Source organism: Mycobacterium gastri, from assembly GCF_002102175.1.
GTDB lineage: Bacteria > Actinomycetota > Actinomycetes > Mycobacteriales > Mycobacteriaceae > Mycobacterium > Mycobacterium gastri.
Map to the genome: position 1 here is coordinate 23,563 of NZ_LQOX01000009.1, position 14,347 is coordinate 37,909.

Here is a 14,347-nt window from a genome sequence, read left to right on the forward strand (position 1 = left end):
CAACGGCGTGGCAATTGCGCTCCTGGATCGGTCACGGCAGGGGAACGTTGTTGAAGAAACCCGAGAGGTTGGTGCCGACGTTTCCGATGCCCGAGTCGAAGGCGGCCGCCGTGAGGTCCAGTGTGCTCGTGTTGAAAATGCCCGAGATGGTGTTGCCCAGGTTCGCGAAGCCCGATTCCAACGCGCCGTAGTTGATGTAGCCCGAGTTTCCGGTGCCCCCAGCGTTGCTGAAGCCCGAACTGTAGGCGAAGTCGTTTGCGAGGCCCGACACGGGACCAGCTGTGGAGTTGAAGAACCCCGATCCGTTGCCGCTGCCGGAATTGAAGAAACCGGACGAGGGTTCGGTGGTCGAATTGAAGAATCCCGGGTTCTGCTGGTAACCAAAGCCGAAGGTGTAGGGACCCGAGGTTCCGCTGCCGGCGAGATCAAATGTTTGGGTAATAGCGTTGTTCACGGAAATTGCGGGTTGAAGAATGGACGCATCCGTTGTCCAGCCGCCGATGCTGCCGTCGTACACGGTGGTTGTGTAAGTGGTGCATTTATAAAATGGCGGCTCGTACCAGGGGTAGCAGATGGTTTGTTGCAATTGGACTTTTATGGGAACGTCGGAAATGTGGTACGTTTCCCTGGTGATTTCGCTGACGCTGCCCATGATTGGTATATCGATGGGAGCATTCACGTCGTAGTACCAGGGGATTTCGGGAATGGTCGAAAAGTACGAGACAGAAACCAGGCCCTGGTAATCGCCTCTCCAAAAGAAGCCGTTGCTGTAGTTGCCCGAAATGAAAGCGCCGGTGTCGACATTGCCCGAGTTGGCAAGGCCCGTGTTGGAGTTACCGGTGTTGAACAAACCCGTGTTGAAGTCGCCCGGGTTGAACCAGCCGGTGTTGTAGCCACCAGGGTTGAAGCTGCCGGTGTTGGTGGTACCCGCGTTGTAGGTGCCGGTGTTGGTGCTGCCCGCGTTGGCGATGCCGGTGTTGGTGCTGCCGGCGTTGAAGAGGCCGGTGTTGGTGCTGCCGGTGTTGCCGATGCCGGTGTTGTAGCTGCCGGAGTTGCCGATGCCCCAGTTTCCGGTGCCCGAGTTTCCGATGCCGATGTTGTTGGTGCCCGAGTTGAACAGGCCGACGTTGCCGGTGCCCGAGTTGAGGGCGCCGAAGCCGGTCAGGCCGTCGCCGCTGAGCCCGATGCCGATGTTTCCGTCGCCGGTGTTGCCGAAGCCGATGTTGCCGTCACCGGTGTTGCCGAAGCCGATGTTGGCGCCGCCGGTGTTGCCGAACCAGATGTTGCCGTCACCGATGTTGCCGAATCCGATGTTGCCGCTGCCGATGTTGCCGCTGCCAAAGTTGAGGTCGCCCAGGTTGCCGCCGCCCAGGTTGTGGTCGCCGACATTTCCGCTGCCCAGGTTGTAGGCGCCGATGTTTCCATTGCCCAGGTTGTAGGCGCCGATGTTGCCGAAGCCCAGGTTGAGTTGACCCTCGTTTCCGAGGCCCACGTTGAAGATCGTCCCGGTTGCGCTGTCCCGGAGCACACCGGCCAGATTGGCGCCGACGTTGGCAAAGCCCGAGACATTGGCCGCCGATGTGAGGCCCTGGGTGCCCGTGTTGTAGATGCCCGAGACGGTATTGCCAAAGTTGGCGAAGCCCGATTGCAGCGACCCGTAGTTTTGCACACCCGAGTTTCCGGCAAGCCCGGACGAGAAATTGAAAATGCCCGAATTGTTGGCTCCGAAATTCCCCAGGCCGGATGCGCTGCCGCTGCCGGAGTTGAAGAAGCCTGAAGACGGGCTGCTTGTCGAGTTTCCGTATCCCGGAGCCGCCGGGACGTTGATGAACGGGATGGTGATGGGGCCGAAACCGCCCGCGCCGTGTATGCCTATCACCGTTGAACCGTCCGGGTTGCCCACGTTGATTGCCACAGTGGGTTGATCGCCAAAGGAAATTACGATGGGGTCGCCGGTCTGGGCGCCGTAGACACTGACCGGGCCGAAGTAGCCGACCACTTCACCGCCGAGGCCGTCGTCCAAGCCACTGAAGGTGACTTTAGGAATGGTGAAGGCGTTGATATTGATATCGGTGATGCCGACACTGATGGGGATATTGATGGGGATCTGAACATCGAAGGACGCGGGGATTTCGGGAACGGTGATTGCGTAATACGCACCGATCAGGCCCTGGCTGTCGCCCCGCCAGAACAGGCCGTTGTCCATGTCGCCGGTGTTAAAAGCACCGGTGTCGATGTTGCCGGAGTTGGCAAAGCCGGTGTTGTAGTCGCCGGTGTTGAACCAGCCGGTGTTGGTGGCTCCGGGGTTGAAGCCGCCGGTGTTGGTGGCGCCGGTGTTGTAGTTGCCGGTGTTGTAGTTGCCCGCGTTGGCGATGCCGGTGTTGGCGATGCCGGCGTTGAAGAGGCCGGTGTTGGCGCGGCCTGGGTTGCCGATGCCGGTGTTGTAGCTGCCGGTGTTGCCGATGCCCCAGTTTCCGGTGCCGGAGTTTCCGATGCCGATGTTGTTGGTGCCGGAGTTGAACAGGCCGATGTTGCCGGTGCCCGAGTTGAGGGCGCCGAACCCGGTCTGGCCGTTGCCGCTGAGGCCGATGCCGATGTTTCCGTCACCGGTGTTGCCGAAGCCGATGTTGCCGTCACCGGTGTTGCCCAAGCCGATGTTGGCGCTGCCGGTGTTGCCGAGCCCGGTGTTGTGGTCACCGGTGTTGCCGAGCCCGATGTTGGCGCTGCCGATGTTTCCGCTGCCGACGTTGTGGTCGCCGATGTTGCCGCTGCCGAAGTTGAGGTCGCCGAGGTTGCCGTTGCCCAGGTTGAAGTCCCCTGTGTTTCCGAAACCCACGTTGAGTTGGCCGGCGTTTGCCAAGCCAAGGTTGAAGAACCGCCCGGCCGCGGCGCTGCTGTTGTGGAACACGCCGCTCAGGTTGGTGCCGATGTTTGCGAAGCCGGAGACATTGGCCGCCGTCGCGAAGTCCTGCGTGCTCGTGTTGAACAAGCCAGAGATGGTGTTGCCGAAGTTGGCGATGCCCGATTCCATGGAGCCGACGTTTCGGTAGCCCGAGACTCCGGTGCTGGCAAGCGAAACGTTGCGGAAGCCCGAGTTGTTGGCGCCGACGTTGCCGAAGCCGGACGCGCTGCCGGTGCCGGAGTTGAAGAAGCCCGACGACGGGTTGGTTGTCGAGTTCCCGAATCCCGGCGCCGCCGGTACATCGATGAACGTGATGTCGATGGGGCCAAAGCCGCTGGAGATAGCGATCGGTATCGAGGTATCTGGTCCGCCAACGAGCACATCAATGTTGGGCAAGATGCCGGTGAGGGCCGGGATGGAGATGGTGGCGAAGGTGATGCTGAGATACGACGAGTCGAGGACGCTGATGGTGATTGGTTGAATAACGATGGGGCCGAGGACAATGTTCGATCTATCGAGAGTGATGGGGAAATTGATGGGGATCGCCAGGTCCATGTCCAGGACCGAGAATTCCGGAATATAGATTCCGGCGTGGAAACCATACAGGCCCTGGTAGTCACCCCGCCAGAAGAAGCCGTTGCTGTAATTGCCCGCATTGAAAGCCCCGGTGTTGACATTGCCCGTGTTCGCCAGGCCCGTGTTGTAGTTACCGGTGTTGAGCAAGCCCGTGTTGTAGTCGCCGGCGTTGAAGCTGCCGGTGTTGGTGCTGCCCGTGTTTGCCAGGCCCGTGTTGTAGTTGCCCGGGTTAACGATGCCGGTGTTCGCGCTGCCCGTGTTGTAGCCGCCCGTGTTGTAGGTGCCCGCATTGGCGATGCCGGTGTTGCCGGTCCCCGAGTCCCACAGACCTGCGTTGTAGCCGCCGGTGTTCTCGATGCCGGTGTTTGCGGTGCCCGCATTGGCGATACCCCAGTTGCCGGTGCCCGAGTTTCCTATGCCGACGTTGCCGGTGCCGGAGTTGAAGAAGCCGATGTTTCCGGTGCCGGAGTTGAACAAGCCGATGTTGGCGCTGCCCGAGTTCAGCGCACCGAACCCGATTTCGCCGTCACCCGTGAGCCCGATGCCGATGTTGTTGCTGCCGGTGTTGGCAAAGCCGATATTGTTCTCGCCGGTGTTCGCAAAACCGGTATTGCCGTTGCCCGCGTTGCCGAAACCGCGGTTGTGGTCGCCGAAGTTTGCCGGACCGATGTTGTAGTCGCCCAGGTTCCCGGAGCCGATGTTGTGTACGCCGTAGTTTCCGAAGCCGATGTTGGAGCCGCCGATGTTTGCGCCGCCGACGTTTCCGCTTCCAAAGTTTCCGCTACCGAGGTTGTAGTCGCCGGTGTTCCCGCTGCCCAGGTTGAAGCTGCCGTTGTTTGCGACACCCAGGTTTGAAACCGTGAAATTGCCGAAGAAACCCGCGAGGTTGGTGCCCGTGTTCGCGACGCCTGACACATTGGCCGGCGTCGCGAGGTCCAGCGTGCTCACGTTGAGGAATCCCGACACGGTGTTGCCGAAGTTCGCCATGCCCGATACCAGGTCGCCGACGTTCTTGTAGCCCGAGATTCCTGAGCCGCCGGTCGCCGAGTTGAAGAAACCGGAGTTGTTGGCGCCGACGTTGCCGAAGCCCGATGCGCTGCCGGTGCCGGAGTTGAACAAGCCCGACGACGGGACGCTGGTCGTGTTTCCGTAGCCGGGAGCCGCCGGAACGTCGATGACCGGGATGGCGATGGGACCGATGCCGCCAGTGCCGTCGATAGTTATCGCGGTGGTTGGGCCGCCGATGAGGGCGTCGGTGGAGCGAAAGGTAATCGCGATATCGCCGAACGTAATGGGACCAACGCTGATAGCTTGTGTGGTTCCGGTGCCCAGGACGTTGATGTCGGCGGTGTATTTGGGAATGGTGAAGCCCTGAATGGTCAGGGTGCCGAGTGTCACGCTTATCGGGATGTTGATGGGGATACTCACGTAGAAGTCCACCGGAATGGCGGTATCGGGGATATAGATGGTGTAGTTGTAGCCCGTCAGGCCTTGGTAATCGCCCCGCCATAAGATGCCATTGTTATAGCTGCCGGAATTGATGAAACCAGTGTTGACATCTCCCGAGTTTGCAAAGCCTGTATTGTAGTTGCCCGTATTCGAGTAGCCCGTGTTGTACGAACCCGGGTTGAAGCCCGCGGTGTTGAAGCTGCCGGTGTTGAAGCTGCCAGAGTTGTAGTCGCCCGTGTTGCCGAGCCCGGTATTCCCGTTGCCGGAGTCGGCGAAGCCGGTATTGACGTGGCCGGAGTTGAAGAAACCCGTGTTGGTGTTGCCGCTATTGCCGACGCCCCAGTTTCCGGTGCCCGAGTTGCCGATGCCGACGTTGCCGGTGCCCGAGTTGAACAAGCCGATGTTGCCGGTGCCCGAGTTGAACAGGCCGCTGTTGCCGCTGCCGGAGTTCAGCGCGCCGAACCCGATTTCCCCGTCGCCGGTGAGCCCGATGCCGATATTGTTGCTGCCGGTGTTCGCAAAGCCGATATTGGAGTTGCCGGTGTTCGCTAAGCCGCTGTTGGCGTTGCCTGCGTTGCCGAAACCGCGGTTGTAGTCGCCGAGGTTTCCCGAGCCAATGTTGTAGTCGCCAAGGTTCCCGGAGCCGAAATTATGTGAGCCGTGGTTTCCGAAGCCGACATTGAAGCTGCCGATGTTCGCGCCGCCCAGGTTGTGATCGCCGACGTTTCCGCTGCCGAAGTTGGAGTCACCGACGTTTCCGGAGCCGAAATTGTGTGAGCCGATGTTTGCGAAGCCGACGTTTAAGGCGCCGTCGTTTGCGAGGCCCAGGTTAAAGGTCCTCATCCCGTCCGCGTTGTCACGGTATAGGCCCGCGAGGTTGGCGCCGATGTTGCCCAAGCCCGAGACATTGGCTGGCGTCGCGAGGTCCAGCGTGCTCGTGTTGAGGAATCCTGACACGGTGTTGCCCCAGTTCGCCGCGCCGGATACCAGGGCACCGACGTTCCTGTAGCCCGAAAGTCCTGAGCTGCCGGAGGCCAAGTTCCACAAGCCTGAGTTATTGGCGCCGACGTTGCCGAGGCCCGAGGCGGTGCCGGTGCCGGAGTTGAAGAAGCCCGACGACGGGCTGGTTGTCGAGTTTCCATATCCTGGGGCGCCGCCCAAGTCGATGAATGTCCAGTCGGCGGGGCCGAGGCTGGCGAAGACCGGGATGACCATCACGGTCGAACCGTCAGGATTCCCAATCTGGATTGCCGGCGTGGGGCCACTGGCATAGATGGGCGGAATGGTGAGGGAGTTAATCGTGCCTTCCAGGACTGGGATTGGACCGAGCGTAACGGTGGTACCGAACGGGATGTCGTCGATCGTTATGCCGTTGTAGACGGTGGTGGTGAAGCTGGCGTTGATGGGGATATTGATCGGGATGGTGGCAAGCAGGTCCAATGCGATCTCTGGCATGTGGATCGTGTAGTTGAAGCCGATCAGGCCCTGGCTGTCGCCCCGCCACAACAGGCCGTTATCCATGTCGCCGGTGTTGAGGGCGCCGGTGTCGATGCTGCCGGAGTTGGCCAAGCCGGTGTTGTAATTGCCGGTGTTGAGTAGGCCGCTGTTGTAGTTGCCGGGATTGAAGCTGCCGGTGTTGGTGGCGCCGATGTTGTAGTTGCCGGTGTTGTAGTTGCCCGCGTTGGCGATGCCGGTGTTGGCGATGCCGGCGTTGAAGAGGCCGGTGTTGGTGCTGCCCGCGTTGCCGATGCCGGTGTTGTAGCTGCCGGTGTTGCCGATGCCCCAGTTTCCGCTGCCGGAGTTTCCGATGCCGATGTTGTTGGTGCCGGAGTTGAACAGGCCGATGTTGCCGGTGCCGGAGTTGAGGGCGCCGAACCCGGTCTGGCCGTTGCCGCTGAGGCCGATGCCGATGTTTCCGTCACCGGTGTTGCCGAAGCCGATGTTGCCGTCACCGGTGTTACCCAAGCCGATGTTGGCGCTGCCTGCGTTGGCGAACCCGCGGTTGTCGCTGCCGGTGTTGGCGAACCCGATATTGGCGCTGCCGATGTTGCCGCTGCCGACGTTGTGGTCGCCGATGTTGCCGCTGCCGAGGTTGAGGTCGCCGAGGTTGCCGCTGCCCAGGTTGTGGGCACCGATATTTCCCAGGCCCACGTTGAAGACCGGCCCGGTTGCGCTGTCACGAAGAGCGCCCGCCAGGTTGGTGCCGATGTTTGCGAAGCCGGAGATATTGGCCGCGGTGGCGAGGTCTTGGGTGCTGGTGTTGTAGAAGCCCGAGATGGTGTTGCCCAAGTTGGCCACGCCCGACTCCAGGGAGCCGACGTTTCGGTAACCCGAGACCCCCGCGCTGCCGAAGGAAACGTTGCGGAAGCCCGAATTGTTGGCGCCGACGTTACCGAAGCCCGATGCGCTACCGGTGCCGGAGTTGAAGAAGCCCGACGACGGGCTGGTTGTCGAGTTCCCGAACCCCGGCGCCGCCGGTATATCGATGATCTGGATCGTCCCACCCTGCAAGGCGCCGACGACCGTGGCGTCTATCGACGTACTTGGTCCGCCGATGGCAATTGTCACTGTGGGAGCGGTGAGCGTGGAGGACGAGATTTTGACCGGGCCTAAATAGAAGTCACCGTCCAGGAAATATGTTTTGGGGTACGTATAACCCGGGAACGTGTACACCTGCCCGCCGACAACAATTACCTGGTTTATGGGATTAAAAGACTCGATGTCGATGGGGACGGTGGGAATATTGATCGCGACATCGACGCTAATCTGGCCTTGATTGTCGCCAGATACGAAAAAGCCGTTACTGTTATTGCCCGTGATGAAAGCGCCGGTGTCAACATTTCCTGGGTTGTAGTGGCCGGTGTTGTAATTGCCCGGGTTGAACCCGCCCGTGTTGTGCTGGCCCGCGTTGTAGCTGCCGGTGTTGGTGGCGCCCGCGTTGAGGAAGCCGGTGTTGTAGCTGCCGGCATTGGCGAGGCCGGTATTGGCGGTACCCGAGTTCCAGGGGCCCGTGTTATAGCTGCCCGTGTTGTCGATGCCGGTGTTGCCAAGGCCGGTGTTGCCAATGCCCCAGTTGCCGCTGCCGGGGTTTCCGATGCCGACGTTTGAGGTTCCGGAGTTGAAGAAGCCGATGTTGCCGGTGCCGGAGTTGAACAAGCCGATGTTGCCGCTGCCCGAGTTGAGCGCCCCGAACCCGACTTGTCCGTCGCCCGTGAGCCCGACGCCGATGTTGTTGCTGCCGGTGTTTGCAAAGCCGACGTTATTGTCGCCCGCGTTGGCGAAGCCAACATTGTTGTCGCCGGCGTTCCAGAAGCCCCGGTTGCGGTTGCCGAAGTTCCCGCTGCCCAGGTTGTAATCGCCAAGGTTTCCGAAGCCGAAGTTGTCAATGCCGTGGCTTCCGAAGCCGAGGTTCCCGTCGCCGATGTTTCCGCTGCCGATATTTGTGTTGCCGATGTTTCCGCTGCCGATATTCGAGCTGCCAACGTTACCTCTGCCGATATTCGAGCTGCCAATGTTTCCGCTGCCGTAGTTAGAGTCCCCGATGTTTGCGTTGCCAATGTTCGACACGCCCTGGTTGGCAAAGCCAAAGTTTCCCGTCGACGGCCCGCCGAGGATGCCGGACATGTTGCTGCCGGTGTTGAGGACACCCGAGACAAACGCCGGCGTCGCGATGCTCAGCAGACTGGCATTGAACAAACCCGAGACGGTGTTGCCCGAGTTCACCAGGCCCGATTCCAGCGCACCGGTGTTGAGGTAGCCCGAGACCCCGACATCCGATGAGTTGACGAAGCCCGAATTATTGGCGCCCGAGTTTGCGACGCCCGATGAACTACCAGAACCGGTGTTGAAGAAGCCCGACGACGGGATGTCGGTTGAGTTTCCGAAGCCCGGAGCCCCAAACCACAGGCCCTGGTAATCTCCTCGCCACAACAGGCCATTGCTGTAATTGCCCGAGATCAAAGCGCCGGTGTCGACATTGCCGGTGTTTGCCACGCCGGTGTTGTAGTCGCCACTGTTCAAAAAGCCGGTGTTGTAACTGCCACGGTTGAAGCTGCCGGTGTTGGCGCTGCCCGTGTTGTAGTTGCCCGTGTTGTAGTTGCCCGCGCTGGCAATGCCGGTGTTAGCTACCCCGGCGTTGAATAGGCCGGTGTTGGTGCTGCCCGCGTTGCCGATGCCGGTGTTGTAGCTGCCGGTGTTGCCGATGCCCCAGTTTCCGGTGCCGGAGTTGCCGATGCCGATGTTGTTGGTGCCGGAGTTGAACAGGCCGACGTTGCCGGTGCCCGAGTTCAGGGCGCCGAAGCCGAACTGGCCGTCGCCGCTGAGCCCGATGCCGATGTTGCCGTTACCGGTGTTGCCGAAGCCGATGTTGCCGTCACCGGTGTTGCCGAAGCCGATGTTGTCGCTGCCAGTGTTGCCGAAGCCGAAGTTGCGGACGGCTGCTGTGAACGAGGGACCGGTGTTTCCGAACCCGATGTTCCCGCTGCCGATGTTTCCGCTGCCGATGTTTCGGCTGCCGACGTTCCCGGAGCCGAGATTGAAATCGCCGATGTTGCCGTTACCGACGTTTCCGCTGCCCACGTTTGCGGCGCCCAGGTTGAAGCCCGCCCCACTGAGCGGGTCGACTACAGCCTGGGCGGCTGCCGCGGCTGCCGCGGCTGCCGCGGCGGGTGCGAGGGCTACCGCCGGCGCCCGGGTGAATGGAGTCAGCGCTGAGGCGACCGCCGAAGCCTCGGCGTGATAGTCGAACATTGCGGCCACATCCTGGGCCCACATCTGCTCATAGTCAGCCTCGGCGGCGGCGATCGCCGGCGCGTTTTGCCCCAGCAGGTTCGAGCCCACCAGCCATACAAACTGAGCGCGGTTGGCCGAAATGATCGCCGGATGCACGGTCGCCGCTTGCGCCGCCTCGAACGCGGCCGCCGCCAACCGGGCCTGGGCGGCCGCCTGCTCGGCTTGGATCGCCGCCGCACTCAACCACCCCACATAGGGTGCGGCCGCATCCACCATCGCCGCCGAGGCCGGGCCCTGCCACGACGAACCCGCCAGCCCAGAGGTCAGCGACGAAAATGCGGCTGCGGATGAAGCCAGCTCGGCGGCTAACCCCTGCCAGGCCCCGGCCGCCGCCAGCATCGGCGCCGCCCCCGCGCCAGCAAACATATGCCCCGAATTGCGCTCCGGCGGTAGCCCCGGGAAATCCATCATGTCTCCCAAAGTCGAAGCAGATGGCTGGCGCCGCCTTGGCGGCCGGTGTCGTTGTGTCCGTGCGACAGTCGCTGTGTCACCGAACAACTGCTTGGCTGCGCCAGACAGTATCACCGCGATCCAAGTGAATTTCCGGGAATCCGCAACCGGCCCCTTGGTTGATCCCCGGCCCACGGCGGTATTGGCAACGGAGCCGGGGCGGGACGTTTGACTACATGAAACATCCACTGCGAGAACGTTGTTCGGGCACTGTTACCGACTTGTTGCAACGCCTGCGCGCTGCTGGCGGCGGTGTTGTTCTCCTCCGATAGGGGGAGGAAATTTCATCTCTCGAATCCGCCGTTTGGCCGAGGGTGCTTTGGCGCCGGTGGGGTGAGGGTGGTCGGTGGAGTACTGGCTTCGTCGCGAAATGCGTTCGAACAAAGGGGATCGAAGTGATGTCGTTCGTGTTGGCAAGCCCGCAAGCGCTGGCGGCGGCGGCAGCTGATGTGGTGGGTATCGGTTCGTCGTTGCGTTCGGCAAATGCGGCGGTAGCGGCCCCGACCACGGCGGTGTTGGCGGCGGGTGCCGATGAGGTCTCGGCGGCGGTGGCGTCGCTATTTTCCGGACATGGCCAGGCCTATCAGAGCTTGAGCGCTCAGATGACGGCGTTTCACGACCAGTTCGTGCAGGCCCTCAATTCGAGTTCGGGCGCTTATGCGACCGCTGAGGCAGCCAACGTATCGCCCCTGCAGCCGCTGCTCAATGTGATCAACGCGCCCACCGAAGCGCTGGTGGGTCGTCCATTGATCGGCAACGGCGCCGACGGGGCGCCGGGCTCCGGGGCAAGCGGCGGGGCCGGCGGGATCTTGTTGGGCAACGGCGGCGACGGCGGGTCGGGTGCAGCCGGACAGGCCGGCGGTGCCGGCGGTGACGCTGGCTTCATCGGTAATGGCGGCAGCGGCGGGACCGGTGGGGCCGGTGCGACCGGCGGGTCCGGCGGCCGTGGTGGGTGGCTGCTGGGCTCCGGTGGGCACGGCGGAGCTGGTGGGGCCGCCGGCGGTGCCGGTGGCGCCGGTGGTGTTGCCCCGTTGATCGGGAAGGGTGGCGCCGGTGGAGCCGGCGGGAGCGACCTTAGCGGTTACGGCGGTAACGGAGGTGCCGGCGGTCGTGGCGGGTTGCTTTTTGGTGATGGTGGCGTCGGCGGGGCTGGCGGGACCGGCGGTGTGGGTGCTGGTGGCGGCGGGGCCGGCGGCAACGCCGCGTTGATCGGCTTCGGGGGCGCCGGAGGAGCGGGAGGGACCGGTGCCGCCGGCGCTGCCGGCGTGGATGGTGGTGCTGGCGGGGCTGGCGGCAACGGCGGGAACGCCGGTGTGTTCGGATTCGGCGGTCAGGGTGGGACCGGCGGGGATGGCGGCATCGGCGGGGCAGGCGCCGCCGGCCCCGCCGGTCAGCAGGGCAATACGGGTGCATCCGGCGGCGCCGCCGGTGCCGGCGGGGCCGGAGGTCGTGCGTGGATCGGCATCTCGGGCGACGGCGGTCGCGGCGGTACCGGCGGAGCGGGTGGCACCGGCGGGGCGGGCGGCGTCGCCCTGGGCCTGGGTGACCAGGGCGGCCAGGGCGGCACCGGCGGCACCGGCGGGGCGGCTGGCGCGGGCGGCGCGGCCGTTGGGTTCGGTGGGACCGCGGGCAGCGCGGGTAGAGGTGGTGTCGGCGGCACCGGCGGCACCGGCGGCACCGGCGCGGCCGGCCAGGCCGGTGCTAGCGACCCGAGCGCGCCGACCGCGGGACTTCAGGGCGGCCAAGGCGGCACCGGCGGCACTGGTGGCGCGGGTGGCGCGGGTATTGGCGGTGTGGGTGGTGGCGCCGGCGGACAGGGCGGTATCGGTGGCCAGGGCGGCCAGGGCGGCCAGGGCGGTTCCGATACCGGAGCCGCCGGCGGTAGCGGCGCCGCCGGCGGACAGGGCGGCACCGGCGGCACCGCCGGGGCGGCCGGCTCCGGGACCGACGGTGGTGCGGCAGGCACGATCGGCACGGGGGGCAAAGGCGGCACAGGTGGCGTCGGTGGCTACGGCAGCACCGGCCAGCCCGGCGTATCCGGCGGCTCGCCGAGCGCCGGTGGCCAAGGCGGCGACGGCGGCGCTGGCGGCCAGGGCGGCACGGGTGGTGCGGGCATCGGCGGGGTTGGCGGCGGCCAAGGCGGGCAGGGTGGCGTCGGTGGCCAGGGCGGCCAGGGGGGCCAGGGCGGTGCCAACACCTTCGGCACCGGAAGCGATGGTGCCGATGGGGGCAAAGGCGGCGCCGGAGGCGCGGCCGGGGCGGCCGGCTCCGGAATCGACGGCGGCGCGGACGGCACCGCCGGCACCGGCGGCCGGGGCGGCGCGGGCGGCGACGGCGGCGCCGGCGCCACCGGTTCCACCGCGGCCACCCCCCTTGACACCGGCTCCACCGGCGGCAAGGGCGGAGCGGGCGGCCAAGGTGGCCTAGGCGGCGCCGGTAACGGCGGAATCAACGGTTCCGGCGGGGCCGGGGGTAACGGCGGACGAGGCGGCCAGGGTGGCATCGGCTACGCCGACGACGGCACCAACAACGCCACCGCCGGCGGCACCGGCGGCACCGGAGGCACGGGCGGCGCAGCGGGCGCGGCCGGCACCGGCGGCACCGGGGGCACCGCCGGCACGGCCGGCGCCGGCGGCGCCGGCGGCCGGGGTGGAGAGGGTGGCATCAGCTCGACTTTCGGCGGCACCTCAGGTCAAGGCGGCGCTGGCGGCCAGGGCGGGCAGGGCGGCCAGGGTGCCACCGGTCCGGCGGGTGGAACCGGCTCTACCGGCGGCCAGGGCGGTGACGGTGGTCAGGGCGGTCAGGGCGGCAACGCCTCCACTCACAATGCGACAACCAACGGCGGCGGCGGCCGGGGCGGCCAAGGCGGCGCAGGTGGTGTCGGTGGCGCGGGCTACACCGATGATGGCGCCGACAACGCCGGCACCGGAGGCACCGGCGGTGCCGGTGGGCAAGGCGGCCTAGGCGGTGCGACGGGCACCGGCGGCTTCGCCGGCCAGGGCGTCGGCGCGGGCGGCGCGGGCGGCGCGGGCGGTGAGGGCGGGCAAGGCGGTGCCACCGCCACCGTCGGTCACACTGCAGGAGACGGCGGTCAGGGCGGCCGCGGAGGCCAAGGCGGCAGTGGCGCCAACGGTGCTCGCCCGTACATCGGCGACACCGGTGGCGCCGGTGGCGACGGCGGTGCCGGCGGCAAGGGCGGTGCCGGGGGCAGCGCGGTCACTGGGGCAACTAACGGTAGCGGCGGCCGCGGTGGCCAAGGAGGTCTCGGCGGAACCGGTGGCGCCGGATACAACGACGACGGCGGCTATAACGCCACCGCCGGCGGTCCTGGCGGCACCGGCGGCGCAGGAGGCGGTGCTGGCGTGGCCGGCACCGGCGGCATCGGTGGTGCCGCGGGTATCGGCGGTGACGGCGGTACCGGCGGCACCGGCGGGGATGGCGGCGTAGGCAAAATCGGGAGACCCAGCCCGTCCCCCCTCGACGGAGGTAGCGGCGCCGCGGGCGGCGCCGGTGGGCAAGGCGGAGCCGGTGGTGCGGGTATTGGCGGGGTTGGCGGTGGCCAAGGTGGCCAGGGCGGCGTCGGCGGCCACGGCGGCGCGGGCGGCGCGGGCGGCAACAACAACGCGACTAACGGCGGTGACGGCGGGCCCGGTGGCCAAGGCGGCACCGGCGGCGCTGCCGGCGCTGGCGGCACCGGCACCGATGGCGGCGCGGCCGGGGCGAACGGCACGGCCGGTGACGGCGGGAACGGCGGCGCCGGCGGCACGGGTGGTACCGGCCAAGCCGGCGCGTCCGGAACCTCGCCCACTGCTGGCGGACCAGGCGGTAGCGGCGGTGTCGGCGGCGAGGGCGGTGATGGTGGTGCGGGCATCGGCGGGGTCGGCGGTGGCCAAGCTGGCCGAGGCGGCGACGGCGGGCAAGGCGGCACCGGGGGCGTCGGCGGCACCAACACCGCAAGCGGCGCCGACGGTGCCGATGGCGGGCAAGGCGGCACCGGCGGCACCGCCGGCGCTGGCGGCGCCGCAACCGACGGCGGTACGGTCGGAGCGAACGGCATTGGCGGCAAGGGCGGCACCGGAGGCACCGGGGGCAACGGCGGCACCGGGAAAGCGGGCACGTTCAGCGGCTCGCCCACCGACGGAGGCCTGGGTGGTGGGGCCGGCGGCGCCGGCGGCACCG

At 65.9% G+C, this 14,347-nt stretch carries 2 protein-coding genes; one reads left to right on the forward strand and one right to left on the reverse strand.

Features of this window, described 5'->3' with window-relative positions; genetic code table 11:
- Window positions 1–31 precede the first annotated feature (31 nt).
- Window positions 32–10,126 (reverse strand): PPE family protein, encoded by a 10,095-nt coding sequence (locus AWC07_RS29640; RefSeq protein ID WP_085104924.1) that lies wholly within the window; start codon window positions 10,124–10,126, stop codon window positions 32–34.
- A 440-nt stretch (window positions 10,127–10,566) separates the two neighbouring features.
- Between AWC07_RS29640 and AWC07_RS01745 the strand changes: the two genes are divergently transcribed.
- Window positions 10,567–14,347, forward strand: a 3,781-nt coding sequence (locus AWC07_RS01745; RefSeq protein WP_085104925.1) for a PE family protein, incomplete at its 3' end; no start/stop codon positions are given.